This is a genomic window from Azospirillum sp. TSH100, assembly GCF_004923295.1.
In the GTDB taxonomy this organism is placed as follows: domain Bacteria; phylum Pseudomonadota; class Alphaproteobacteria; order Azospirillales; family Azospirillaceae; genus Azospirillum.
Genome location: NZ_CP039636.1, coordinates 42497 through 66650 on the forward strand (window position 1 = coordinate 42497; position 24154 = coordinate 66650).

Annotated in this window: 21 protein-coding genes and 2 pseudogenes; 7 read left to right on the forward strand and 16 right to left on the reverse strand. The window is 66.3% G+C overall.

Annotation, left to right across the window (positions count from 1 at the left end):
* Positions 1 to 5: 5 nt before the first annotated feature.
* Positions 6 to 914: a LysR substrate-binding domain-containing protein gene (locus E6C72_RS17995; RefSeq protein ID WP_109085718.1), complete on the reverse strand. Its 909-nt coding sequence runs from the start codon at positions 912 to 914 to the stop codon at positions 6 to 8.
* Between the two features lie 111 nt (positions 915 to 1025).
* Between E6C72_RS17995 and E6C72_RS18000 the strand changes: the two genes are divergently transcribed.
* Positions 1026 to 2105: a tartrate dehydrogenase gene (locus tag E6C72_RS18000; protein ID WP_109085717.1), complete on the forward strand. Its 1080-nt coding sequence runs from the start codon at positions 1026 to 1028 to the stop codon at positions 2103 to 2105.
* Between the two features lie 56 nt (positions 2106 to 2161).
* Here the strand turns inward: E6C72_RS18000 and E6C72_RS18005 are convergent, their stop codons facing one another.
* Positions 2162 to 3334 carry an MFS transporter gene (locus E6C72_RS18005; RefSeq protein ID WP_109085716.1) on the reverse strand — a complete coding sequence of 391 codons (1173 nt, stop codon included), beginning with the start codon at positions 3332 to 3334 and terminating at the stop codon, positions 2162 to 2164.
* A 459-nt stretch (positions 3335 to 3793) separates the two neighbouring features.
* On the opposite strand from E6C72_RS18005, the gene E6C72_RS18010 reads away from it, so the two are divergent.
* The 4 genes and pseudogenes from E6C72_RS18010 to E6C72_RS32025 form a co-directional block, all read left to right on the forward strand.
* Positions 3794 to 4891, forward strand: coding sequence for an alpha/beta hydrolase (locus E6C72_RS18010; RefSeq protein ID WP_247875698.1), 1098 nt, complete (start codon positions 3794 to 3796; stop codon positions 4889 to 4891).
* A gap of 149 nt (positions 4892 to 5040) precedes the next feature.
* Positions 5041 to 5668 (forward strand): annotated as a pseudogene (locus E6C72_RS18015) (transposase); the annotation flags it as partial.
* Positions 5669 to 5937: 269 nt separating this feature from the next.
* A complete protein-coding gene (locus E6C72_RS32020) occupies positions 5938 to 6207 on the forward strand; it encodes an IS630 transposase-related protein (RefSeq protein ID WP_199228739.1) in 270 nt (89 codons plus the stop codon).
* Positions 6201 to 6572 (forward strand): annotated as a pseudogene (locus E6C72_RS32025) (transposase); the annotation flags it as partial. The gene E6C72_RS32020 and the pseudogene E6C72_RS32025, both read left to right, overlap by 7 nt.
* A gap of 98 nt (positions 6573 to 6670) precedes the next feature.
* Here the strand turns inward: E6C72_RS32025 and mnhG are convergent.
* The 8 genes from mnhG to E6C72_RS18060 are packed head-to-tail and all read right to left on the reverse strand — an operon-like array spanning position 6671 to position 14208.
* On the reverse strand, positions 6671 to 7069 hold the full coding sequence (gene mnhG / locus E6C72_RS18025; RefSeq protein ID WP_109085714.1) for a monovalent cation/H(+) antiporter subunit G: 399 nt from the start codon (positions 7067 to 7069) through the stop codon (positions 6671 to 6673).
* Positions 7066 to 7347 carry a K+/H+ antiporter subunit F gene (locus E6C72_RS18030; protein WP_109085713.1) on the reverse strand — a complete coding sequence of 94 codons (282 nt, stop codon included), beginning with the start codon at positions 7345 to 7347 and terminating at the stop codon, positions 7066 to 7068. The genes mnhG and E6C72_RS18030 overlap by 4 nt, the downstream gene beginning before the upstream one ends.
* Positions 7344 to 7844, reverse strand: a complete 501-nt coding sequence (locus E6C72_RS18035) for a Na+/H+ antiporter subunit E (protein WP_247875697.1) — start codon at positions 7842 to 7844, stop codon at positions 7344 to 7346. The genes E6C72_RS18030 and E6C72_RS18035 overlap by 4 nt, the downstream gene beginning before the upstream one ends.
* On the reverse strand, positions 7841 to 9451 hold the full coding sequence (locus E6C72_RS18040; protein ID WP_247875696.1) for a monovalent cation/H+ antiporter subunit D: 1611 nt from the start codon (positions 9449 to 9451) through the stop codon (positions 7841 to 7843). The genes E6C72_RS18035 and E6C72_RS18040 overlap by 4 nt, the downstream gene beginning before the upstream one ends.
* Positions 9448 to 9792: a Na+/H+ antiporter subunit C gene (locus E6C72_RS18045; RefSeq protein WP_109085712.1), complete on the reverse strand. Its 345-nt coding sequence runs from the start codon at positions 9790 to 9792 to the stop codon at positions 9448 to 9450. Before E6C72_RS18045 ends, E6C72_RS18040 begins: the two co-directional genes overlap by 4 nt.
* A complete protein-coding gene (locus tag E6C72_RS18050) occupies positions 9792 to 12758 on the reverse strand; it encodes a monovalent cation/H+ antiporter subunit A (RefSeq protein ID WP_109085711.1) in 2967 nt (988 codons plus the stop codon). Before E6C72_RS18050 ends, E6C72_RS18045 begins: the two co-directional genes overlap by 1 nt.
* Before the next feature lie 51 nt (positions 12759 to 12809).
* Positions 12810 to 13307, reverse strand: coding sequence for a PTS sugar transporter subunit IIA (locus tag E6C72_RS18055; protein ID WP_109085750.1), 498 nt, complete (start codon positions 13305 to 13307; stop codon positions 12810 to 12812).
* Positions 13294 to 14208: a universal stress protein gene (locus E6C72_RS18060; protein ID WP_247875695.1), complete on the reverse strand. Its 915-nt coding sequence runs from the start codon at positions 14206 to 14208 to the stop codon at positions 13294 to 13296. Before E6C72_RS18060 ends, E6C72_RS18055 begins: the two co-directional genes overlap by 14 nt.
* 230 nt (positions 14209 to 14438) lie before the next feature.
* Here E6C72_RS18060 and E6C72_RS18065 point away from each other — a divergent pair, with 230 nt between their 5' ends.
* Complete coding sequence (locus E6C72_RS18065; protein ID WP_247882158.1) at positions 14439 to 16073, forward strand: sensor histidine kinase; 1635 nt, start codon at positions 14439 to 14441, stop codon at positions 16071 to 16073.
* Positions 16070 to 16699 carry a response regulator transcription factor gene (locus E6C72_RS18070; protein ID WP_109085709.1) on the forward strand — a complete coding sequence of 210 codons (630 nt, stop codon included), beginning with the start codon at positions 16070 to 16072 and terminating at the stop codon, positions 16697 to 16699. The genes E6C72_RS18065 and E6C72_RS18070 overlap by 4 nt, the downstream gene beginning before the upstream one ends.
* Before the next feature lie 24 nt (positions 16700 to 16723).
* Here the strand turns inward: E6C72_RS18070 and E6C72_RS18075 are convergent, their stop codons facing one another.
* From E6C72_RS18075 to E6C72_RS18100, 6 genes are all read right to left on the reverse strand, one after another.
* Positions 16724 to 17473, reverse strand: a complete 750-nt coding sequence (locus E6C72_RS18075) for a hypothetical protein (protein WP_136700806.1) — start codon at positions 17471 to 17473, stop codon at positions 16724 to 16726.
* A 26-nt stretch (positions 17474 to 17499) separates the two neighbouring features.
* The gene (locus tag E6C72_RS18080) at positions 17500 to 18882 is read right to left on the reverse strand and encodes an L-serine ammonia-lyase (protein WP_109085707.1); all 1383 of its coding nucleotides are present in this window, start codon (positions 18880 to 18882) and stop codon (positions 17500 to 17502) included.
* A 66-nt stretch (positions 18883 to 18948) separates the two neighbouring features.
* Positions 18949 to 20223, reverse strand: a complete 1275-nt coding sequence (glyA, locus tag E6C72_RS18085) for a serine hydroxymethyltransferase (protein ID WP_109085706.1) — start codon at positions 20221 to 20223, stop codon at positions 18949 to 18951.
* A 15-nt stretch (positions 20224 to 20238) separates the two neighbouring features.
* A complete protein-coding gene (locus tag E6C72_RS18090; RefSeq protein ID WP_109085705.1) occupies positions 20239 to 20793 on the reverse strand; it encodes a sarcosine oxidase subunit gamma in 555 nt (184 codons plus the stop codon).
* A gap of 11 nt (positions 20794 to 20804) precedes the next feature.
* On the reverse strand, positions 20805 to 23804 hold the full coding sequence (locus E6C72_RS18095) for a sarcosine oxidase subunit alpha (RefSeq protein ID WP_109085704.1): 3000 nt from the start codon (positions 23802 to 23804) through the stop codon (positions 20805 to 20807).
* Positions 23801 to 24145, reverse strand: coding sequence for a sarcosine oxidase subunit delta (locus tag E6C72_RS18100; RefSeq protein WP_109085703.1), 345 nt, complete (start codon positions 24143 to 24145; stop codon positions 23801 to 23803). Before E6C72_RS18100 ends, E6C72_RS18095 begins: the two co-directional genes overlap by 4 nt.
* Positions 24146 to 24154 lie beyond the last annotated feature (9 nt).

The following is a 24154-nucleotide window of genomic DNA, read 5'->3' on the forward strand; positions in this document are numbered from 1 at the left end:
CCTCGTCAGGATGGCAACTCCCCGCGCAGGAAATGCTGTTCCAGGAACTCGACGCAGACACGAAGCTTGGCGGATGCCGTCAGGCGTGACGGATATACCGCCCAGATGTCCGCCGGCTGACTGTGGCCGGAAAGAACCTGGACAAGTTTTCTGTCCGCGAGCGCGGTCCTGACGTCCCAAAGCGACCTGAGCATGATCCCATGACCGTCCAAGGCCCAGCGGTGGACGATTTCGCCGTGGTTGGAGGCCAGCCGCCCAGTGACGCGGAGCGGCGTTTCTCCTTCCGGTCCGCTCAGTCTCCAGACGCCGAAGGGATGATCCCGCTCCTTGATGACGAGGCAATCATGTCCGGCCAGATCGCCGAGGTGCCTCGGCGTTCCCCGTCGTTCCAGATAGGCGGGAGAGGCGCAAAGGATCCGTCGATTGGAGGCGAGTCGCCTCGCGATCAGGTGCGGAGCGATCTCGTTTCCGATGCGGATGTCCAGATCGATGCCCTCGCCCGTCAGGTCGACGAGCCTGTCGGAAACATCGAAGCGAATTTCAAGATCCGGATAGCGCTCCGCCAGGCGGGCAAGCGCCGGCGCCACATGGAGGCGGCCGAATCCCAGACTGCTGTTGATGCGGATCAGCCCGCGGGGGGCGTGTTTCGCGACGGAGACCTCCTCCATCATATGATCGACTTCGTCGAGGATCGACTGCGCCCTCTGATAAACGCGCTCCCCGGCTTCCGTGATGGCGATGCGTCGGGTGCTGCGATGGAGCAGTTTCACCCCGAGCCGTTCCTCCAGTGATTGGACCCGCTTGGTCACATAGGCCGGCGAGGCGCCGAGGGCCTCCGCCGCCGCAACGAAGCTCGACCTGCGCACGACAACGCAGAAGACGCGCAAGTCCTGAAGATAAGGCTGATTATTCATGAATCGTGTTCTATGGGTTGATGCTTTGGCTGATCATTAATCTATCGAAGTTCGTTAAGCTACCCTCCATCTCCCGATGCACTGCCTGTAGAACAGATATAGGAATCAGCCATGAGCAGAACTTACAAGATCGCGGCGATTGCCGGCGACGGGATCGGTAAGGAGGTGCTGCCTGAGGGGCTCAGAGCCGTCGAGGCGGCAGCCTCAAAATTCGGTCTGACGCTTCAGTTCACCAGCTTCGACTGGGCGAGCTGCGACTATTATCTTGAACATGGCATGATGATGCCGGAGGATTGGTTCGAGACACTGAGCCAGTTCGATGCGATTTATTTCGGCGCGGTCGGCTGGCCGGACAAGGTGCCCGATCACATCTCTCTCTGGGGTTCTCTTCTGAAATTCCGGCGCGATTTCGACCAGTATGTGAATTTGCGCCCGGTGAAGCTCCTTCCGGGAGTGTCCTGTCCGCTGGTCAACCGGAAGCCTGGGGACATCGATTTCTTCGTGGTGCGTGAAAACACCGAGGGTGAGTATTCCTCCATCGGCGGGCGGGCCTTCGAGGGGACCGAGCGTGAGGTCGTCATGCAGCAGGCGGTCTTCAGCCGCCATGGCGTCGACCGGATCTTGAAATACGCGTTCGAACTGGCCAGCCGCCGGTCACGACGCAAGCTGACTGCGGCTACCAAATCGAACGGCATTTCGATCAGCATGCCCTATTGGGACGAGCGCGTGGCCGAGATCGGCAGGAGCTATCCCGATGTGGCCTGGGACAAGCAGCACATCGACATTCTTTCGGCGCGATTTGTGATGCAACCGGACCGCTTTGACGTGGTCGTCGCTTCCAACCTGTTTGGCGACATCCTGTCCGATCTCGGCCCGGCCTGCACCGGCACCATTGGTCTCGCGCCATCGGCGAACCTGAATCCGGAACGCCGCTTTCCCTCTCTCTTCGAGCCGGTGCATGGCTCGGCGCCCGACATCTATGGGAAGGGAATCGCAAATCCGATTGCGATGATCTGGTCCGGGGCGATGATGCTCGATTTCCTCGGTAACGGTGATCCCGGCTTCAAAGCGGCTCATGACGCGATCATGAGCGCCATCGAGACCGTGCTGGTCGAAGGGCCGCGTACGCCCGACATCGGCGGTGCTGCGACAACGGCCGATGTCGGACGCGCCATCGCCGAGGCTCTCTGAGCAGCATCGCCGGTGCCCGGACGCCGGTGTCCGGGCACCGGCTCATGGGACCCGGATCAGACGGCGTTTGCGCGCGAGGCCAAGACCGTCAGGATGGCGGTTGTCAGCAAGAGCATCCCACTGGCGGCGAAGGTCGTCTGATAGCCGCTCCAGTCGAACAGCAATCCTCCAATGACCGCGCCCAAGGTGATCGCAAACTGGATCACCGCCACCATGAGCCCGCCGCCGGCTTCCGCATCCTGTGGAAGCGAGCGTGCCAGCCAGGTCCACCAGCCGACCGGCGCGGCCGTTCCGATCAGCCCCCAAACGCCCAGTACGCCGGCGGTGGTGGCGAGGCTGTGGCCGAAGGCGATCAGGATCACGGCGATCGCGGCCATCACCACGGGAATGGCGATCAGCGTCGGATAAAGCCTGTGCTCCTTCAGGACAGCACCGATCAGGCCCGTGCCGATGACGCCGGCAATGCCCATTCCGAACAGAACGAGCGACAGGGCGGAGACCTCGACCTGCGTGACCGTCTCCAGGAACGGCCGCACATAGGTAAACAGCGCGAATTGGCCCATGAAGAAAAGCCCGACCGACGCCATGCCCATGGCGATCGCCGGCCGTCTCAACAGCTTGAAAACATTGCCTGAGCCGGGACGGCGTTCGGTCCGCATCGCAGGCAGGCTGACCATCTGCCACAGGAAGACGGCAACCGCGACCGGGACGACGCAGAAAAATGCACTGCGCCAACCGATGATCGAGCCGAGAAAAGCCCCGAGGGGAGGAGCGATCACCGTGGCGAGCGCGTTGCCGCCATTGAAGATCGCCAGGGCCCTGGGGAGCTGATGCTTCGGTACGAGGCGCATCGCGATGGATGCCGACAGCGACCAGAATCCGCCGATGACGACGCCAATGAGCGCCCGTCCGATCATGAAGATGACATAGTTCGGCGCGATCGCGACGATGGTGCCCGAAATCGCCATGATGCCCGTCAGGACCAACAGCAGGAGCTTGCGGTCAAGATGGGCGGCCACCGCGGAGATGCAGAGGCTGGTCAAAACGGCGAATGCCCCGGAAATTGCGATCGCCTGCCCTGCCTGTCCCTTGCTCACCTCGAAAGAAGAGGCAATCGGCGTCAACAGGCTGACCGGCATGAATTCCGAAGCGATAAGCGCGAAGACGCAGAGCGACATCGCAAACACACCGCCCCAATGGGCAGGCTGCGTCTCGACGGTACTCGTCATGGCGGAAGTATGCGTCGACAATTTCAGTCCACCTTCGGAAGTAAAATGGAATGGGAGACGAGTTCCGGCCGGGGTGGTATCAAAGCGTCGCCTTCAAATCCCGAACGTCCGATGACGATGCGCAATCCTGTGGGATTGCCGTTCGGAAGCGGCCCGACCTCAACCGGCGCGAAAGCCCCAACGGAGCGGGATCAATTCAGCAGCCCTTAGATAGATGAAGGGCGGATCAACAATTAGTCTGGGAAAATTGCATGCAGCCATGACTGGGATTTATCAATCCCGGCCATGGTGTCGACGACGGCATCCACCTTCGGCACCGGGCGTCTTCGGGCCTTGCCGGCCTCATCCAATTGATGAATCACGCTCATAAACGCAAGCCAAGAGATCCGTCTAATCGAAAACTGCGTTTCCGATAAAATCCATGGCTGTTAAAAATCGCTATCCAGCGGAGGCATTGCCATGAGCGATGGAATCGGAACTGACAGCATGACCACGCATTGGGACCACCATGACGTGGATCGCCGCGACCTGCTGAAGATCGCTGGAGTTGGCGCCGCAGCCTTGGGCGCCGCTTCCCTCGCCGGCGCTCCGGCTTTCGCGCAGTCGCAGGACGACTGGGACAAGGTGTTCCCCCGGAGCGGTAAGGTCGATCATTGGAAGGTCAGCTTCAGGAACCGCTACGGCATCACCCTGGCGGGCGATCTGTACCTGCCCAAGGATCGTGGCGGCAGGCGCCTGCCGGCACTCGTCGTCGGCGGTCCGTTCGGCGCGGTCAAGGAACAATCCTCGGGTCTTTATGCACAGACCATGGCCGAGCGCGGTTTCGTCACGGTCGCCTTCGACGGATCCTACACCGGGGAAAGCGGCGGCGAGCCACGCAACCTCGCTTCGCCCGATATCAACACTGAAGACTTCATGGCGGCGGTGGATTTCATCGGCCTGCGGCCCGAGGTCGATCAGGAACGGATTGGCCTCATCGGCATTTGCGGTTGGGGCGGTCTCGCCTTGAACGCCGTTGCGGTGGACAAGCGCGTGAAGGCCGTCGTGGCCAGCACCATGTACGACATGACGCGCCTGATGTCGAAAGGCTACAACGACAGCGTGACCCTTGCACAACGCACAAAAACGCTGGAACAGCTCAGCCGGCAGCGCTGGGCGGATGCGGAAAAGGGCATGCAAGCCTATGGACCGCCCTACAATGTCCTAACGGGCAACGAAGCGCAGTTCCTGGTCGATTACCACGATTACTACATGACACCCCGTGGGTATCATAAACGTGCGGTCAACTCGGGCAACTCATGGACGCAAACGACGCCGCTGTCTTTCATGAACATGCCGATCCTGACCTATATCAAGGAAATCTCCCCGCGCCCGATCCTGTTCATCCACGGTGAAAAAGCCCATTCGCTCTATTTCGCGCAAACGGCCTATGCGAATGCAGCGGAGCCCAAGGAACTGATGATCATTCCCGGCGCGAACCACACCGACCTTTACGACAAGGTGGATGTGATCCCGTTCGACAAGCTGCAATCCTTCTTTGAGCAGCATCTTACCTGATATAACCATCCGCTGAGTCTACCAATTACCCACGTCGCCGAGAGTAAGGGTGGCGCCGAGAACAATGTCGGTCAGGGTGATGGTGACGGTTCCACAAGAAGGGCCGCCACTCGGTCGGCGTTGCCCACCAGTACTGCGGCGCACTCGGCAAGGAGGCCACCTGTCAGGTGGTGGTCCCCCTGACCCTGACCCGCGACAATGTTCCCGTGCCGGTGGCTCTGCGTCTGTTCATGCCGGACGACTGGGCCTCGAACGCCGAGCGTTGCCGTCGAGCCGGTGTGCCTGAGAATCGCCTAGGCGAGCGCACCAAGCCGCAGGTCGCGCTGGACGAACTGGACCGCGTACGGGCGGGAGGTGTGCGTTTCGACATGGTCGTCGCCGGTGTCGGGTACGGCGACGCCTTCCGCAAGGAGCTGAGCGCGCGCGGCCTGACTTGGGCGGTCGGCATCCAGTGCACACAGTCGGTCTACCACACCGCCGTGACGGTGACGTGGCCGGTTGCCCCGGTCGGTCGGCCGCGCAAACACGCCGTCGCCAGCGAAAAGCCGGTCGCCGCGGCGGCGATGCTGGAGACGGCGACGTGGCAGCCCCTGACGTGGCGGACCCTGGCGGCCCGGATCAAAGCGCGCTGGGTCTGCGAACAGGGCCATCAGCAAATGAAGGAGGAACTCGGGCTCGACAACTTCGAGGGACGGAGTTGGCACGGCCTGCACCATCATCTGCTTCTGGCGATGATCACTGTGGCGTTTCTCCAGCACCTTCGGCTCGCCAGCGCGCCGGAGTGGGGGAAAAATCGCCGACGGCAACAGCGGACCGCCACCTCGGCCGACGTTGCCCGCCATTCGCCAAGCCATTCTCGCGCAGTTCCTCACCTACCCGCCGCTCCGATGTCCTTGCTGTCGGTGTTGGCTTGCACGGCACAGGCCCCAGTAGAACTGCCAAAGTAGTGCTAGAGCGTTTTCAGGTTGCCTGGAATCGCTGAGGGGGATTCCCATTGGCGTCGTAGCATGATTCGCTGCTCCTGGATTTCCGCTCTGAGGGTAGCGATGGCATGGCGTGAGGGGCAGAGCTATTCGGACGATCTTCGATCCCGGATTCTGGCGGCGGTTGATGGCGGCAAGGCAGTGCGCGCTGCCGCCTCGGTCTTCCAGGTCAGCATCTCATACATCTACAAGGCGCTGATCCGACACCGGACCACCGGCGAGACGGCGGCCAACCGGTCACGCGGCCACCGCCCTCGCAAGCTGATGCCAGAGCAGGAGACCGTGCTTTCGGCTCATCTGCGGACGCACTCGGACATGATGCTGGCGGCCTGACCGCGCCGATGGTGCTCGACGGGCTGATGACCGGAGCAGCCTTCCTCGCCTACGTCCAGCAGGTGCTGATCCCAACCTTGCGGTGCGGCGACATCGTCGTGCTCGACAATCTGCCCGCCCACAAGACCGCCGAGGTCCGCGCCGTCATCCAAGCGTCCGGCGCCCAACTCTTCCTGCTGCCGCCCTACAGTCCCGACTTCAATCCCATCGAGATGGCCTTCGCCAAGCTTAAGGCCCTGCTGCGCCGAGCCAAAGACCGAACAGTCGATGGACTCTGGCGTCGTATCGGCCAACTCCTTGACCACTTCAAGCCGGACGAGTGCGCCAACAACTTCCGCGCCGCAGGGTATGGAGACTCATTCTGAAAATACTCTATTATCTTTACTATCCGCGCCGGTGTCAGTCCTCCCTAGCTTTCAGCGCGCTGGTGGAAGCGTTGCGTCACCGCGATTGATTCGCCGGGTTACACTCCCTGCTCCCCCGTCCCACCCAGCCCAGGCGCTGTCGCCGATCCGGAGGGTGGCGGCGGCACCTCGTCGCTTCCTTCGCTGCGGTCGCGGTAGAGAGCGGCCCGTGCCAGCAACATCAGGGTGATGGGGGTGGTGACCACCATCAGGGCCGTGATCAGCGCCTCGTGAAGGATCGCCCTCGATTCCAGCACGGAGAAGACCAGCATCGAGGCCAGCAGGATGCAGCCGATGCCCAGGGTGGAGCCGAGCGTCGGGGCATGGACCCGCTGGTAGAAACTGCCGAAACGCAGCAGCCCGACGGTTCCGATCAGGGTCAGCCCGGCACCAGCCAGCAGCAGCAGGGCGGCGGGGATGGCCGCCCAGGCGGGAAGATCGGCCAGATGGTTGCTCATTCGATGACCTCGCCACGCATCAGGAACTTCGCCAGCGCCGCCGTCGACACGAAACCGAGCAGAGCGATGATCAACGCCGCCTCGAAATAGAGGATGCTGCCGGTGCGGATGCCGAAGGTCAGCAGCAGCATGGTCGCCGTGACATAGAGCGTGTCCAGCCCCAGCACCCGGTCCTGCGCCCGCGGCCCCCGTAATATCCGGAAGGTCGCGAAGGCCATGGCGACGACCAGCAGGATCTGGGTCAGGAAAATGGTGCCCATCAGCAGGGTCAGGGTCATTCGAACAGCTCCCTCAACCGTGTCTCGTAGCGGCCCTTGATGGTGTCGATCCACTCCTGCTCGTCGACGAGGTCGAGGATGTGCAGAAGGATGGTGTTGCGCCGCCGGTCATAAGCGACCCACACCGTGCCGGGCGTGGCGGTGACGATGCAGGCGAGCGTCGCCAGCCCATAGGGCGCCCTCAGATCGAGCGGGATGCGCACGAAGCCGGACACCCGGCCTCCGCTGCCCGGACGCAGGATGATCTTCGCAACCGCCCAGTTGGAGCGCAGGATATCCACCAGCACCAGTCCCAGCAGCGACAGGGCGGCCCGCGGACGGCGGAACCGCCCGCCCGGCAGGTCGAGCATACTCAGTGTCGCGGCGGTCGCCAGCGACAGCAGGCCGCCCAGGATGATGCTCCCGGGGGCCATGCTCTCGTTCAGCAGCAGCCATACCGCCAGCAGCGTCGCCGTCATCATCGGATAGGGCAGCAACCGCCTCATCAGCTGTCTCATCGGGCGCCTCCCACGGTGGGGATGCCGGACAGCACGGCACCGTTATAGTCCAGCGGCGCGTGCAGCGACCTTGCGGTGTCCTCCATATAGCGCATCGCCGGCCCGGCCTGGATCGTCAGCGCCAGATTGAGGGCGACGAGCAGCAGGACGGGCGCGATCTCCGCCACCCGCACCCGCGGCACCTCGGCGGCGGGCGAGGCCCAGAAGGCGTCGATTCCTGCCCGCGTCATCGCCACCACCGTCGCCAGACCGGACAGCACCAGCGCCGCCAGCAGAGCCCAGGTTGTCGCCGGCACCTGCGGCCCGGCCGCCAGCAGGGGCGACAGGATGGCGAATTTGGCGAGGAATCCCGACAGCGGCGGCAGGCCGGCCAGCAGTAGCGCGCTGGACAGGAAGCCGATGCCTAGGATCGCCATCGTCGCCGGGATGGGAACGCCTGCCCCCCCTCCACTGTCGTCGGCATCTTCGTCGTCGCTCTCGCCGAAGGCCTCGCGGGTCACCGCCAGCACGTCGGCACCGACGCCACGGCCACGCTCCACCAGCTCGATCAGCAGGAAGAAGCCGGCGACCGCCAGGACGGAGCTGGTCAGATAGAACAGCGCCCCGCCGGTCACCGACATCCGGCCTGCGCCGATGGCGGCCAACAGGGTGCCGGACGATACCAGCACGACGGCCCCGGCCAGCCGCGCCATGTTTTGCGTCGCCAGCACGGCGATCGAACCGAAACCGACAGTCAGCAGCCCGCCGACCAGCAGCACCGCGCCGCCAAAGCCGCCCGACTCCCCGGCCCCGTCGCCGAACACCAGCAGCCACAGACGCAGCACGGCATAGATGCCGACCTTGCTGAGGATCGAAACGATGGCGGCCGACGCCGAACCCAGGGTGGAATAGGTGTTGGGCAGCCAGAATCCGAGCGGCCACATCCCCGCCTTGATCAGGAAGGCGAGGCCCAGGATCGCCGCGCCGGCCTCCAGCAGCCCGCGATCCTCGGCCGCCAGCCCGGCGACCCGGCCGGCGAGATCGGCCATGTTGAGGGTGCCGGAAATGCCGTAGATCATGCTGACGCCGATCAGGAACAGCAGCGACGCCGACAGGTTGATCGCGATGTAATGCAGCCCCGCCCGCACCCGCGCGAGGCCGGAGCTATGCAAGGCAAGGCCATAGGAGGCCGCCAGCATGATCTCGAAGAAGACGAACAGGTTGAACAGGTCGCCGGTCAGGAAGGCGCCGTTCAGCCCCATCAGCTGGAACTGGAACAGCGACTGGAAATGCGCCCCCGCCTTCTGCCAGCGCGGCAGCGAGAAGGTCAGGGCGGCAACGCCCAGAATCCCGGTCAGCACCAGCATCAGGGCGGCGAAGCGGTCCAGCACCAGCACGATGCCGAAATTCGCCGGCCAGTCGCCCAGCCGGTAGACGCGGACGACGCCCGTCCCAGAATCGGCGATGGTCAGGGCCAGGATCGCCAGTCCCAGCAGCGTCAGCGCCGACGCCATGCCGATCACCGCCTTCAGCGTGCGCTTCCGCTCGTCGATCAGCATCGTCACCGCCCCCGCCAGCAGGGGCACGACGATGGGGCCGATCGTCAGATGGTCCATCCAGCCGCTCACCGGCCGCTCTCCTTTCCGTCGACATGGTCCGTGCCGGTCAGACCGCGGGCGGCGAGCAGCAGGACGAGGAACAGGGCGGTGGTGGCGAAGCCGATGACGATGGCGGTCAGCACCAGCGCCTGCGGCACCGGGTCGGCATGCATGGCCAGCGTCCCGGCCCGGCCGCCCTCCAGGATGGGCGCCGCTCCGGTGCGCAGGCCGCCGGTGGAGAAGATGAACAGGTTGACGGCATAGGACAGCAGCGACAGGCCGACGATCACCTGGAAGGTGCGGGGCCGCAGCAGCAGCCAAACGCCGGAGCCGGTCAACACGCCGATGCCGAGCGAAAGGATCAGTTCCATCAGTCGTCTCCCACGGCAGTCTCTCCCATGGCGGTTGGCACCGGTTCAGGCACCGCCGGAACCTCCGGCTGGCGCGGTGCGGCGGCACGGTGGCCGCGCAGCGATTGGCGGGCCAGCGCGATCAGGATCAGGATGGTGGCGCCGACCACCAGGGCGAAGACGCCAATGTCGAACAGCAGGGCGCTCGCCACCGGGATCTTGCCCAGCACCGGTATCTGCGAATAAGCGAAATAGCTGGTGAGGAACGGCCGCCCCGCCACCCAGGCGCCCAACCCGGTACCGGCGGCCAGCAGCAGGCCGATGCCCATCCAGCGCATCGGCAGCACGCGCAGCCGCGTCTCCACCCACTGGATGCCGCCGAACATGTATTGCAGGATCATGGCGATGGCGACGGTCAGGCCCGCGGCGAAGCCGCCGCCCGGCAGGTCATGGCCACGCAGCAGCAGGAACAGCGCGACCAACAGGATCACCGGGAACAGCAGCCGCGCGATCAGCGACGGGATGAACAGCCAGTCGGCCACCGTGTCGCCGTCCTTGCGGTCGGGCCGCGAAGCGTCGAAGGCGCTCTGGTCACGCTGCTGTTCGGTGACGTCGACGCTGTCCGCCGCCGGCCGGAAGCGGCGCAGCAGCGCATAGGCGGTCATAGCCACCACCCCCAGTACGGCGATCTCGCCCATGGTGTCGAAGCCGCGGAAATCGACCAGGATGACATTCACGACATTGGTGCCGCCACCGTCGCTATAGGCCAGTTCCAGGAAATGGCGGGCCAGCAGCTCGGGCGGGAAGCGTGTCATCACCCCGAAGGCGAGGCCCGCCATGCCGGCCCCGGCGGCGGCGGCGATGCCAAGGTCGCGCAGACGGCGGGTCAGGGTGACCACCTCCGCCCCACGGCTGCCGGGAATGTCCAGCCGTTTGGGCAGCCAGCGCAGGCCCAGCAGCAGCAGGATGGTGGTGACCACCTCCACCAGCAGCTGGGTCAAAGCGAGGTCGGGGGCGGAGAACCAGACAAAGGTCACGCAAACGACCAGCCCGGTTCCGCCCAGCAGGATCAGCGCCGCCAGCCGGTGGAACTTCGCCTGCCAGGCCGCACCCAACGCGCAGGCGGCCCCCAGCAGCCAGATCAGCGCCAGCACCGGATCAATGCCGGACGGCGCCAGATTGCCCGGCCCCACCCCGCGCAGCCACACCGTCCAGCCGGCGGCCAGCACGGCGGCGACCACCACCAGCCGCAGCTGCGGTTGCAGGCGGCGGGTGCCGAGCAGCCCCTCGGCGGTACGGGCAAGGCGCCAGGACAGGAAGACCATCGTCCGCTCGAACATCCGCCGCCCCTCCAGGCCGCGGATCAGTGGCGGCCCCTCGATCCCCTTGGCGAGATGGCTCTGCAGCAGCCGGTAGAGGATCAGCCCGGCGGCGAAGGCGGCCATGCTCATCAACAGCGGCAGATTGAAGCCGTGCCAGACCGCGAGACTGTAGTCCGGCGTCGCCGCACCCAGAGCGGCACGGGCGGCCATGTCGAGATAGGGGCCGACGGTGGCGGCCGGCAGGATGCCGATGACGATGCAGGCCAGCACCAGAACCTCGACCGGAAAGCGCATCCAGGCCGGCGGCTCGTGCGGCTTGTGCGGCAGGTCGACCGGGTCAGGCCCGAAGAAGGTGCCGTGGATGAAGCGCAGGGAATAGGCGACGCTGAAGGCGCTCGCCACCATCGCGGCAACCGGCAGAACGTCGAAGAAGACCGGCAGCGGATCCTTGGCGGAGAGAGCCTCGGCGAAGAACATCTCCTTCGACAGGAAGCCATTGAGCAGAGGCACGCCCGCCATGGCACCGGCGGCGATCAGGGCCAAGCGGGCGGTGAAGGGCATGAAGCGGTTCAGGCCCGACAGCCGCCGGATGTCGCGCGTCCCCGTCTCATGGTCGATGATGCCGGCGGCCATGAACAGCGAGGCCTTGAAGGTCGCGTGATTGATGACGTGGAAGATCGCCGCCACCATCGCCAGCTCGCTATTCAAGCCAAGCAGCAGGGTGATGAGGCCGAGATGGCTGATGGTGGAATAGGCCAGCAGCCCCTTCAGGTCATGCTGGAAGATGGCGATGTAGGCGCCGAGCAGCAGCGTGGCGAGGCCCGCCGAACCGACGATCCAGAACCATGCCTCGCTGCCCGCCAGCACCGGCCACAGCCGCGCCATCAGGAAGATGCCCGCCTTCACCAGCGTCGCCGAATGCAGATAGGCCGACACCGGGGTCGGCGCCGCCATTGCATGGGGCAGCCAGAAATGGAAGGGGAACTGGGCGCTCTTGGTCAACGCGCCGAGCAGGATCAGCACCAGGGCCGGCAGATAGAGAGGATGCGACCGGATGCGGTCGCCAGCCGCCAGCACGGCGTCCAGATCGTAGCTGCCGACGATGTGGCCGAGGATCAGCACGCCAGCGAACAGGCAGAGCCCGCCGGTCGCCGTGACCGTCAGTGCCATCCGCGCGCCGTCGCGGGCGGCGGCGGTGTGGTGCCAATAACCGATCAGCAGGAAGGAGAAGAGGCTGGTCAGTTCCCAGAAGAAGGCGATCTGGATCAGGTTGCCCGACAGCACCACCCCGGTCATCGACCCCATGAAGGCCAGCAGGAAGGCGAAGAAGCGCGGCACCGGATCCTCGGCCGCCATGTAGTAGCGGGCATAGACCACCACCAGCACGCCCACCCCGAACACCAACCCGGCGAAGAGCCAGGCGAAGCCGTCCATCCGCAAGGAGAAATCCAGCCCCAGCGACGGCATCCAGCCGACGGAATGACGCAGCACGCCACCCGCCGAGACCGTCGGATAAGCCGCCCACACCATCGCCAGCCCGATCAGCGTCACGCCTCCGGCCAGATACGCCGCTGCGTTTCGCGCATGCGTGGGCAGCAGGCCGGCGGCGGCCGCACCGGCAAACGGCAGAAGGAGAGCGATCAGGAGCGGGAGTGCGTCGGGCATGGAATCCTACGGTCGGCTGGCGGCAGACTGGAGCGGCGGCGATGGACGGGGTTAGAAGCCTGGCGTCGCATCGTTGCTGTCCTGGCCGTCTTCATCCTGGGCAACGGCCTGGAGGACGATCTGTGCTGCGTCGTCGGGCGTCTTCGCCCCGCGCAGCCGGCGCAGCGACTGCGGATCGCGCAGCGCCCCGCAGATTTCCGCCATCGCCGCCAGCAGCCCCTTCCGGTTCGATGCCGGCCACAGCGCCAGGAAGACGAGGTCGACCGGCTCATCGTCGCGCGCGTCGAAGTCGACCGAGCGCTGGAGACGGGCGAAGAGCACGACCGGAGCCGCCAGATCGGCAAGCTCCGTATGGGGAAGCGCCACGCCCCGGCCGAGCGCGGTGGAGCCGATCTTCTCCCGCGCCTGCAAGGCCTCGAGGATCTCCGGCGCTGGCCGGCCGCTGCGTTCGGCCGCCTCAGCCGCCAACTGGTCGAGCAGCGACGCCTTGTTCCCGGCGACGGCATCGAGGATGACGTCTGTCGCGGAAAAGTAATCAGTGATGGTCATCCGGTTCTCCATTGGGGCCATCTGGGTCGGGACGGCAGGATCCGGCGGACGATGGGGACGCCGGCGACCGGCCGGCCTCCAGAGCCACGCCGCCGATCAGCACGTCGCAGGGCAGCGCGTCGATCACCTCCGACGCCGTGCTGCCCAGCAGAGCGCGCGAAACACCGCTGCGCCGGGCAGAGCCCATTGCGACCAGATCATACGATCCCTGCCGTGCGAGCTGGACGATACGCCGGGTCGGGGAGCCAGGGAGGAGGATCGTACCCACCTCTGGTGCATCCGGCGGCCCATCCCCCCAGAGTCCCAGCACTGTCCGGAAGTCGTGCTCGACCTGTGCCTTGTCCAGTGCCGATGTTTCCGGCAGGTCGGCGACATGCAAAAGGTGGAGACATCCTTCCGCCATCAGCATCCGCGCGCCCTCCACCGACGGCTGGGACCGTTCGGAGAAATCGACCGGCACCAGCGCCCGCCGATAGGGCTGGAGCGGCTTGTCGCGCACGATCAGCATCGGCGTCCCGTCGGCGATCGCGATGCGCTCGACGGTAGAGGCCAGGAACAGGTCGGCCACCCGGTCGCGCTGGTGCAAGCCCACCACCAGAAGGTCGGGCCGCCACAGCCCGGCATAACCGGCAACCCGGTGTTCCACCGCATCGCCACGCACCGCGACCGCCTGCGCCCGGATGCCGTCCCCGCCCCTCGCGGCCTGGATGCGGAGTTGCAGTTCGCTTTCGATATGGTGCAGCGGCAGGCAACCATAGCGCCCGCCGTTGCCGTCAATGATATGCAGCGCCGTCAGCTCCGCGTCGAACCACTGGGCGAGCTGGACGGCGCGCTCCAGGGCGCGGTCCGATTTCGGCTCCAGGTCGGTTGCCAGCAGAATGCGCTTTAGGCTTGCCATCATGACAGTCCCGTATTGTGAGGTCTCCGGTCATCTGTTCCGGCGCGGTCCTTCTCCTGCCGAAAATCACTCCGCAGGAAACACCTCAATGATTGGAGTTCGGCCGCAGTCTGTCCATGCCGGGAAATACGGACCTGAAAAGCCCATGCACCGCATTGCAGGCTATCCGTAGTAATATGGGACCAGCGATTTCACCTGATGCAGTCGGAGCAGGTTGGCGTTACCATCACGCCATGTCGCAGATTGCCCACCGACGATGGATGTTCATTCCGGCCTATCTGGCCGCCCACATGTTCCTGGATTGGATCAGCTTCATCCATGCGGTTTCCCCCATCAACATCACGCCGTGGAACCCACCGGCCGGGCTGATGATGGGCATGTCGGTGCTGCTCGGCATCCGCGCCGTGCCGCTGATCTGGCTGGCCCTGATGGCAGCCGACCTGATCGTCCGCGATCTGCCGGTCGCGCTGTGGACGCCGCTTGTGGCGAACGGAGTCGCCGCCGTCGGCTATGGGGGGGCGGGCGGGCTGCTGCGCCGTGCGATCGATCCCGGGCTGTCGCGTCTGCGCGACATTGTCCTGCTGCTGGGCGGTAGCGCGGCGGCGGTGCTGGGCATCGGGCTGTGCTTCATCGCTCTCCACACCGCGGCCGGACTGTTCGAGTGGAGAAATTTTCCGGAGGTGCTACTGCGCTACTGGACGGGCGAAGTCATCGGCATCGCCGTTCTGACACCGATGGTACTGATCGGCCGGCACATGCCGGCGCTCCGCCGTTCCTGGCGCGGAGCCGCAGAAGCCCTGGTCTGGGGGGCATTGATCGGCTTCACCCTGTGGCTCGATTTCGGCCCGCTCGCCTCCTCACAGTACGAGCATTTCTACCTGTTGTTCCTGCCGGCGATCGGAATCGCCGTGCGGCATGGGCTGGGCGGCGCGGTGCTGGCGTCGGTCGCCACGCAGATTGGGCTGATCGCCGCCATCCAGGCGACCGGCGTCGACACCGCGCGGATGGCGCATTTCCAGTTGCTGATGCTGACGCTGGCGGTAACCATCCTGCCGCTGGGCGCCGTGGTCAGCGAACGCCGCCGGGCAGAGGACCGGCTGCGGATGCGGCAGTCCGACCTCGCCCATGCCTCTCGCCTGATCGAAGCCGGCGAAATGGCGGCCGCGCTGGCCCATGAACTGAACCAGCCGCTGGCGGCGGCGATGGGGTATGCCCGCGCCGCCCGCAAGGTGGCGCGCATCGAAGGTGCCTCTCCCCGCCTGACCGAAATTCTCGACAAGACCGTCACCCAGGCCGAGCGGGCGGACCGCGTCATCCGCAGCCTGCGCGATTTCGTGCGCAAGGGCGCCAGCGACCGAACCCCCTTGCCGGTCCCAACGCTGATTGCCGATTGCCTGACGCTGGCCGGACCGCTCGCCAGCCGCCATGCGGTGGAGATCGCCACCGAGATCGACCCTGCCTTGCCGCCCATTGACGGCAATGCGGTGCAATTGCAGCAGGCCATTCTCAACCTCGTCCGCAATGCCGCCGAAGCGATGGGCGACGGCGCGACCGGCGCTGCGCCCGTCCAGCCGACTTCCGACCGGCGCCGGATCGTCCTTTTCGCCGGCGCCGCGCCCCAGCCCGGCTTCGTCGCCATCGGCGTGCGCGACAGCGGCCCCGGCCTTGCCGAGGTGGTGGAACGGAACCTGTTCGCCCCCTTCGTCACCACCAAGCCGACCGGCATGGGGCTTGGACTGTCCATCGTCCGCACCATCGTCGAGGGTCATGGCGGCAGCCTGACCGCGCGCAGCGGAACGGACGGCGGAACCGTGTTCCAGTTCACCATCCCCGTCCATACGACGGACAAAGACGGAGAGCCCGCATGACGACCGAGACGCCCGACGCCCCCATTGCTTTCGTGGTGGATGACGACGAGGCCGTGCGCGACGCCCTGGCGCTCCACCTCGATCTGGCCGGGCTGGCCGTGCGCTGCTGCGCATCGGCATCCGAGTTCCTGGAGACGGCCTCCCCCGACCAGCCCGGTTGCGCCATTCTCGACATCCGCATGCCGGGCATGGACGGGCTGGATTTGCAACAGGAGATGATCCGGCGCGGCCTGACCCTTCCAGTGATCGTCATCACCGGCCATGGCGACGTCACCGCCGCAGTGCGGGCCTTCCGGGCCGGGGCAGTGGATTTCCTGCAAAAGCCGTTCGACGAGGATCTGCTGATCGAGCGGGTGCAGGAGGCGTTCGAGCGTGACCTCGCGGCGCGTAGCGCCGATGCGGAGATCGGCGACATCCGCCGCCGCATCGCCCTGCTCAGCCCGCGCGAACTGGAGGTGATGGAAATGGTCGCCCAGGGCTTGCCCAACAAGACGATCGCCAGCCGCCTCGCCATCGGCATCCGAACGGTCGAAACCCATCGCGCCCGCGTTCTGGAAAAGATGGAGGCACGCAACGCCCCGGAGCTGGCGCTGATGCGGACGAAGCTGGGCGATCGGCTGGAGTGAGCGCTCGCTCGGCGGCGGCCATGTTCAAAGGGTGAACAGCATCGCCCCCGGCGTGCGATCGATGAGGGCGGGCAGCCGCCACTCGAAGCCGATCGACTTCCAGAAGCGTGCTGGACGCTCGACGACCACAAGGTCGCCTCCGGCTTCGAGAATGGCGGCGATCCGCGCATCGGTGGTCCGCCGCGCCGCCGAGACACGGACCGGGCATTGGCAGTCCAGCCACCGCAGCCACCCGTCCACCCGATCCGGATCGGCCGGCCTGTCGAGGATCAGGTGAAGCGATGCCATGGTCGGGAAAAGCCGCCGGGCAAGGTTGAAGGCTGTTAGGTCGCGGGGCGGTCCGTCCGCCAGAATGGTTACGTTGCGGCCCAGGCGGTCGGCCGTCTCGGCCGGAGCCACCAGAACCGCCTTGAACCGCCGCGCCTCGGCATTCCAAATCGGTGATTGGTGGGACGGCGGCCTGCCGACCAGCAGCAGATCGAACGTCCCGGCCGGCTGGTCCCGCCTCAAGTCAATCGATCCACTACCGGGGAACCGTGCCGCAAGGTCTCGCACCCGAACTGCGGCGGCACGCAACAGGGATCCCTCGTCACGGTCCCGTTTGAAGACGTGCCAATCCATCAGGCCATACGCCCACGGTCCGGCCCCAGGACCCCGGTTCAATGGGCCGACCGTGACGGTGACTCTCCGGTTCATCGACAGCAGCCAGCCACAGGCCAGCACCGGCTCCCAATCGCCACCCAACGCGGCAAATACCGTGGTGCCGGCATGCATCGGGTCTAACTCGGCTGAATGGGGAGTCAGCACTCCGGCAGATTCACCGCGAGCCCGCCCAGGCTGGTCTCCTTGAACTTGGTGCTCATTTCCTCGCCGGTCTGCCGCATCGCCTGGATGCAGTTGTCGAGCGGCATGAAGTGCTGACCGTCGCCGCGCAGCGCCAGTGAGGCAGCTGCCACCGCCTTGGTGGCGCCAATGGCGTTGCGCTCGATGCAGGGCACCTGGACCAGGCCGGCGACGGGATCGCAGGTCATGCCAAGGTGATGCTCCAGCGCAATCTCCGCCGCATTCTCCACTTGCTCCGGCGTTCCGCCCAGCACGGCGCACAGCCCCGCCGCGGCCATGGCGGCGGCCGACCCGACCTCGCCCTGGCACCCGGCCTCGGCCCCGGAAATCGAGGCGTTGTGCTTGATGAGTCCGCCGATGGCCGCGGCGGTCAGCAGGAAATCGGCGACCTTCGCCGGTTCCGCCCCGGCGCAATGGTCGAGGTAATAGCGGATCACCGCCGGCACGACGCCCGCCGCCCCATTGGTCGGCGCGGTCACCACCTTGCCACCTGCCGCATTCTCCTCGTTGACCGCCATCGCGTAGATTGCCAGCCAATCGGAGGCGACATGCGGCAGGCTGGAATTCACCCCGCGCTCGCGCAAGAGTTGCTGATGGATGGCCTTGGCCCGCCGTTTCACCTTCAGGCTGCCGGGCAGCTGGCCGTCCAGGCTGAGGCCGCGTTCGATGCAGCTGTTCATCGCCGCCCAGATGTCGTCGAGCTTCCGGTCCACCTCGGCGGCGGAGCGGACGACGATCTCGTTGGCCCGCTTCATCTCGGCGATCGACGAACCGCTGTCCCGCGCCATCCGCAACATCGCCGCGGCGTTGTGGAAGGGATAGGGCCAGCCGACGCACTCGGTCTCGAAGGCTGCCGGCGGGGCCTCGCGCTCCGCCGCCGTGACGACGAAGCCGCCACCGATGGAGTAGAAGATTTCCGACAGGACCACCCTGCCGGCTTGGTCCAAAGCCTGGAAAACCAGTCCGTTGGCATGGCCGGGCAGCGGCGGCCCGAAGTCGAAGACCAGATCGGTTTCCGGATCGAAGTCGAGCGCCGGGAGGCCGGCGGGGTGTAGCCTCCGCGTCCGCCAAAGTGCTGCGATGCGCTCCTCTGCTTCATCGACGTCGAGGTTGTCCGGCCGGTAGTCGAGAAGACCGAGTAGCACGGCACGGTCCGTCGCATGACCCTTGCCGGTGAAAGCGAGCGAGCCGTGCAGCCGCACCAGGAGCGCTGCGGGCGCCGCGTCCACCTGCGCCCGCAGCATGTCCAGGAACCGCACCGCCGCGGTCATCGGGCCCATCGTGTGTGACGAGGACGGGCCGATGCCGATCTTGAACACATCGAAAACGCTGAGAAACATCGGGCGCCTCGTCAGGTCAAAACAGTTGGCCTTTTAAGCAAAATTTCCCAGCGGCGCGAGACCCTATCAGCCGTAGATCGGGAAGCGCTCGCACAGCTCCCGGACCTCGCCGTGCACGCGCTTCTCGACCTCGGCATTGCCGTCCGGGCCGGCGGCGGCAAGGGCGTCGACGACGGTCAGGATCAGTTCACCGATGCGGGCGAACTCCGCCTCGCCAAAGCCACGGGTGGTGCCCGCCGCGGTGCCGAGACGGACGCCGGAGGTCACCGCCGGCTTTTCCGGGTCGAACGGGATCGCGTTCTTGTTGCAGGTCAGGCCGGCCCGCTCCAGCGCCCGCTCGGCGTCGCGGCCCTTGACGCCCTTCGGCCGCAGATCGACCAGCACCATATGGCAGTCGGTGCCGCCGGAGACGATGTCCAGCCCACCCTTCACCAGCGTGTCGGACAGCCGCTTGGCGTTGGCCACCACCTGCGCGGCATAGGCCTTGAACTCCGGGGTCAGCGCCTCGCCGAAGGCCACCGCCTTGGCGGCGATGACATGCATCAGCGGACCGCCCTGGTTGCCGGGGAACACCGCCGAGTTGAACTTCTTGGCCAGCGCCTCGTCGTTGGTCAGGATCATGCCGCCGCGCGGGCCGCGCAGGGTCTTGTGCGTGGTGGTGGTCACCACATGGGCATGCGGCAGCGGATCCGGATACTGGCCGGTGGCGACCAGCCCGGCGTAATGGGCCATGTCCACCATCAGATAGGCGCCGATCTCGTCGGCGATGCGGCGGAACGCGGCGAAGTCGATCACCCGGGGATAGGCCGAGGCGCCGGCGACGATCAGTTTCGGCTTGGTTTCCAAAGCCTTGGCGCGCAAGGCGTCATAGTCGATCAGCTGGTCGCTCTCCCGCACCTCGTAGCTGACGATGTCGAACCACTTGCCCGACATCGTCACCGGCGAACCGTGGGTCAGGTGGCCGCCATGGGCCAGCGACATGCCCATCACCCGGTCGCCCGGCTGGAGCAGGGCCAGGAACACCGCCTGATTTGCCTGGGCGCCCGAATGCGGCTGGACATTGACGAAGCCGGCACCGAACAGCTTTTTCGCGCGGTCGATGGCGATGGTCTCGACCTCATCCACGAACTCGCAGCCACCGTAATAGCGGCGGCCCGGATAGCCTTCGGCGTATTTGTTGGTGAGGATCGAGCCCTGGGCGGCCAGAACATCCGCCGAGACGATGTTTTCCGAGGCGATCAGCTCGATCTCGTACTTCTGACGGTTCAGCTCGCGCCCGATGGCCGCCGCGATGGCGGTATCGGTGAGATCGGATTTCGGCAGGGACTGATGACGGGTCATGTGCGGTTCTCTCGATCAGAGGCCGAGCGCGATTTCGCGGCTGACGGCGTGCAGGATTCCCCAGACATGGTCGGCGAAGGAACGCCAGACCTCGATTCGGAAGCGGATCTCGTCCTCGCGGATCAGGACGATCTGCGCCTTGTCGAACAGGGTGCGGCAGCCGGTGCCGACCGTCATCGCCTCGACATCGAAGGCGATGGCGGAGCGCAGCGCGAGCGCCGCAGCCTCCCCCTCGACCAGGATGCCGACCTCGCGATGGCCGATATCGACCAGGCTGTGCGGTTCCCCAAGGGCGGCGAAGGCGTCGACGATGCCGTCGCCCTCGGCGACCGGCGCGGTCAGCACCCACTCGTCGGGGCCGAGTTGGAGCGCCATCCGGCCGCCGGCCTCCACCATCCCGCCGATGCGGGTGGGGAGCGGCGCGCCGAAGGCGGCCCCGGCCGCCTGCGCGGCGGCGGGATCGATCCGCAGGCTGAAGCGGGCGACATCCTCGGCGGCACGGATGCTCAGCCGGCTTGCGGTGTCGCCGGGGATGGTCTTGCCCAGCAACGGGTGATTGGCCAGAAGCACGGGTGAGCCTCCTATGCGCTGAGACGGGTGTTCTCGGGATCGACGAACACCATGCCGGTGATCGTCGCGGCATGGATTTTGTCCGGCATCGGCACATGCACGGTCTTGCCTTGCAGCGACCGGCCGCCCTGGATCACCGCCAGGGCGATGGACCGGCCCAGCTCGGCGCTCCAGTAGGACGAGGTCACATGGCCGACCATGTCCATCGGCACCGGCTGGTTCGGGTCGAGAACGATCTGCGCCCCCTCCTCCAGCACGGTCTTCGGATCGCTGGTCAGCAGGCCGACCAGCTGCTTGCGATCCTTCGCCAGCATGTCCGGCCGGGACAGCGAGCGCTTGCCGACGAAGTCCGGCTTGGTCTTGCCGACCGCCCAGGACAGGCCGGCGTCGTCCGGCGTCAGCGTGCCGTCCGTGTCCTGGCCGACGATGATGTAGCCCTTCTCGGCGCGCAGGACGTGCATCGTCTCGGTGCCGTAGGGGGTGATGCCGAAGCGCTGCCCGGCCTCGAACAGCTTTTCCCACACCGCGCGGCCGTAGCGGGCCGGCACATTGATCTCGAAGCCGAGTTCGCCGGTGAAGGAGACGCGGAACAGCCGGGTCGGCACGCCGAAGATCTTGCCGGTCGCCACCGCCATGTGCGGGAAGGCGCCGTCCGACAGGTCGATGCCCTCGACGAAGGGTTCGATCAGCTTGCGGGCGTTCGGGCCTTGCAGCGCGATCACCGACCATTGCTCGGTGGTCGAGGTCAGCCAGACCTTCAGGTCGGGCCATTCGGTCTGGAGGTAATCCTCCATCATGTTCAGCACGCGCGCCGCACCGCCGGTGGTGGTGGTGACGTGGAAGCGGTCATGGGCCAGACGCCCGATCACGCCGTCGTCACGGATGAAGCCGTCCTCGCCCAGCAGCAGGCCATAGCGGCAGCGGCCGGGCGCCAGCTTGGTCCAGGCGTTGGTATACATGCGGTTCATGAACTCGGCGGCATCGGGACCGACGATCTCGATCTTGCCGAGGGTGGAGGCGTCGAACATGCCGAGCGACGAGCGCACCGCCTTGCATTCACGCGCCACCGCCGCGTGCATGTCCTCGCCGACCTGCGGGAAGTACCAGGCGCGACGCCACAGCGACACCGGCTCGAACACCGCGCCATTCTCCGCCGCCCAGCCGTCGATCGGCGTCTTGCGCGTCACCTCGAACAGCTCGCCCTTGTTGTAGCCGGCGAAGGCGCCGAAGCTGGTCGGGGTGTAGGGCGGACGGAAGGTGGTCAGGCCCACCGCCGGAATCGGCCGCTTCAGCGCATCGGACGCGACGGCCAGACCGTTGATGTTGGACAGCTTGCCCTGGTCGGTCGCCATGCCGTTGGTGGTGTAGCGCTTGATGTGCTCGATCGATTTGAAGCCCTCGCGCACCGCCAGCCGGATGTCCTTGGCCATGACGTCGTTCTGGAAATCGACGAAGGCCTTGGCATGGCCGGGATCGCGGTCGGTCGGCAGCTCGCGGCTGGTCACGCCGGTGAAGGACAGCTCGCCCTCGACATGGTAGGTGGCCGGCTGGGCGGTGAAGCCGGCATCCGCCGCTGCGGCGGCACCGGCGGCGGCACCGTCCTCGAAGGCGGCCTTCAAGCCGAAGCGGCCCTTGCCGGCCCCGGCCAGACGGCATTCCTCCTTGCCACGGCCGGGCAGGAACATCTGGCCGTCCTCGTTCCAGGTCAGCGACCCCTGGGTGTGCGAGAACAGATGGACGCTGGGGGTCCAGCCGCCCGACATCAGCAGCGCGTCGCAGGCGATGGTCTCCGCCCCGCCGACCTTGCCGCCGTTCGCGACCGGATTGACCCGCACCGAGGAGACGCGCAGCCGGCCCTTGGTCCCGGTGACGGTCCAGCCGATCATCGTCTTGATGCGGAGCGCGTCGGCCGCCGCGACAAGCTGGGTCGGAACGGTCCCGCGGACATCGACGATGGCCGCGACCTCCACCCCCGCCTTGGCCAGATCGAAGGCGGCGTGCCAGGCGCTGTCATGGCTGGTGACGACGACGACCCGGTTGCCGACCTTGACGCCATAGCGGTTCAGATAGGTGCGCGCGGCCCCGGCCAGCATCACGCCAGGCCGGTCGTTGCCGGCGAACACCAGCGGCTTCTCGATGGCGCCCTGGGCCAGCACCACCTGCTTGGCCCGCACCTTCCACATCCGCTCGCGCGGCGCGCCGTCCGGAACGATGCTGAGATGGTCGGTCAGACGCTGGCAAAGGCCGACGAAGTTCTGGTGGTAATAGCCGATGGCCGTGGTGCGCGGCAGCACGGTGACGTTCGGCATCGCCGCCAGCGCGGCGTTGGTGTCCTCCAGCCAGTCCCAGGCCAGTTGCCCGTTGATCTCGGCCGTCGGCTCCGACAGCAGCGAGCCGCCGATTTCCGACTGCTCGTCGCACAGGATGACCGAGGCGCCACTGCGTCCGGCTTCCAGCGCGGCGGCAAGGCCGGCAGCACCGCCACCGACGACCAGCACGTCGCAATGGGCGAAGCGGCTGGCATAGACATCGGGATCGGGGGCGGTCGGCGCCTTGCCAAGGCCGGCGGCGTTGCGGATGACCGGCTCGTAGACCTTGTCCCAGAAGCTCTTCGGCCACATGAAGGTCTTATAGTAGAAGCCGGCCGAGAACAGCATGTACAGCGCGTCGTTCACCGCCCCGATGTCGCGGGTCAGCGACGGCCAGCGGTTCTGGCTCTCGGTCTTCAGCCCTTCGAAGACCTCCAGCACGGTCGCCCTGGTGTTCGGCTCGAAGCGTCCGTTGCCGCGGTCGGTCCCGACCAGCGCGTTCGGCTCCTCCGACCCGGCGGACAGGATGCCGCGCGGACGATGGTACTTGAAGGAGCGACCGACGAGATGGACGCCATTCGCCAGGAGCGCCGACGCCAGCGTATCGCCTTCGTAGCCGCTGTAGTCCACGCCGTCGAAGGTGAAGCGGACCTGACGGCCGCGGTTGACCCTGCCCTTGCCGGCAATGCGGAAATTGCTCATGGACGTGCTTCCTCGGCGCGGGTGGCGGTCCCGATGGCGGCGCTGACCGCACGCGCGATCTCCTCGTCGCTCGGACGTGGAGCCCCCGCCTTGTAGGTCATGGCGAACTTGTCGGTCACGGTGTCGCGCACCGCGTTGAAGAAGCGGCCGCACCCATGCATATGGCGCCAGCGTTCAAAATGCCGGCCGCGCGGGTTGGTGCGGATGAACAGGAAGTCGCGCCATTCATCGTCCGACAGGGCGGAAGGGTCCGCAGGTCGCGCGATATGCGCCTCGCCGGCATAGGTGAACTCCACCTCGGGGCGCTCTGCTTCGCAATAGGGGCAGCGGATGAGCAGCATGGTCGTCTC

Bases quoted from the DNA above. Each gene is read 5' to 3' on its own strand.
- E6C72_RS18055 (WP_109085750.1), bottom strand. From the start codon at position 13,307: ATGACCATCACTGATTACTTTTCCGCGACAGACGTCATCCTCGATGCC.
- E6C72_RS17995 (WP_109085718.1), bottom strand. From the start codon at position 914: ATGAATAATCAGCCTTATCTTCAGGACTTGCGCGTCTTCTGCGTTGTC.
- E6C72_RS18045 (WP_109085712.1), bottom strand. From the start codon at position 9,792: ATGGAACTGATCCTTTCGCTCGGCATCGGCGTGTTGACCGGCTCCGGC.
- E6C72_RS18100 (WP_109085703.1), bottom strand. From the start codon at position 24,145: ATGCTGCTCATCCGCTGCCCCTATTGCGAAGCAGAGCGCCCCGAGGTG.
- E6C72_RS18075 (WP_136700806.1), bottom strand. From the start codon at position 17,473: ATGCATGCCGGCACCACGGTATTTGCCGCGTTGGGTGGCGATTGGGAG.
- E6C72_RS18070 (WP_109085709.1), top strand. From the start codon at position 16,070: ATGACGACCGAGACGCCCGACGCCCCCATTGCTTTCGTGGTGGATGAC.
- E6C72_RS18035 (WP_247875697.1), bottom strand. From the start codon at position 7,844: ATGAGACAGCTGATGAGGCGGTTGCTGCCCTATCCGATGATGACGGCG.
- E6C72_RS18010 (WP_247875698.1), top strand. From the start codon at position 3,794: ATGAGCGATGGAATCGGAACTGACAGCATGACCACGCATTGGGACCAC.
- E6C72_RS18065 (WP_247882158.1), top strand. From the start codon at position 14,439: ATGTCGCAGATTGCCCACCGACGATGGATGTTCATTCCGGCCTATCTG.
- mnhG (WP_109085714.1), bottom strand. From the start codon at position 7,069: ATGAGCAACCATCTGGCCGATCTTCCCGCCTGGGCGGCCATCCCCGCC.
- E6C72_RS18000 (WP_109085717.1), top strand. From the start codon at position 1,026: ATGAGCAGAACTTACAAGATCGCGGCGATTGCCGGCGACGGGATCGGT.
- E6C72_RS18080 (WP_109085707.1), bottom strand. From the start codon at position 18,882: ATGTTTCTCAGCGTTTTCGATGTGTTCAAGATCGGCATCGGCCCGTCC.
- glyA (WP_109085706.1), bottom strand. From the start codon at position 20,223: ATGACCCGTCATCAGTCCCTGCCGAAATCCGATCTCACCGATACCGCC.
- E6C72_RS18095 (WP_109085704.1), bottom strand. From the start codon at position 23,804: ATGAGCAATTTCCGCATTGCCGGCAAGGGCAGGGTCAACCGCGGCCGT.
- E6C72_RS18030 (WP_109085713.1), bottom strand. From the start codon at position 7,347: ATGACCCTGACCCTGCTGATGGGCACCATTTTCCTGACCCAGATCCTG.
- E6C72_RS18060 (WP_247875695.1), bottom strand. From the start codon at position 14,208: ATGATGGCAAGCCTAAAGCGCATTCTGCTGGCAACCGACCTGGAGCCG.
- E6C72_RS32020 (WP_199228739.1), top strand. From the start codon at position 5,938: ATGGCATGGCGTGAGGGGCAGAGCTATTCGGACGATCTTCGATCCCGG.
- E6C72_RS18005 (WP_109085716.1), bottom strand. From the start codon at position 3,334: ATGACGAGTACCGTCGAGACGCAGCCTGCCCATTGGGGCGGTGTGTTT.
- E6C72_RS18050 (WP_109085711.1), bottom strand. From the start codon at position 12,758: ATGCCCGACGCACTCCCGCTCCTGATCGCTCTCCTTCTGCCGTTTGCC.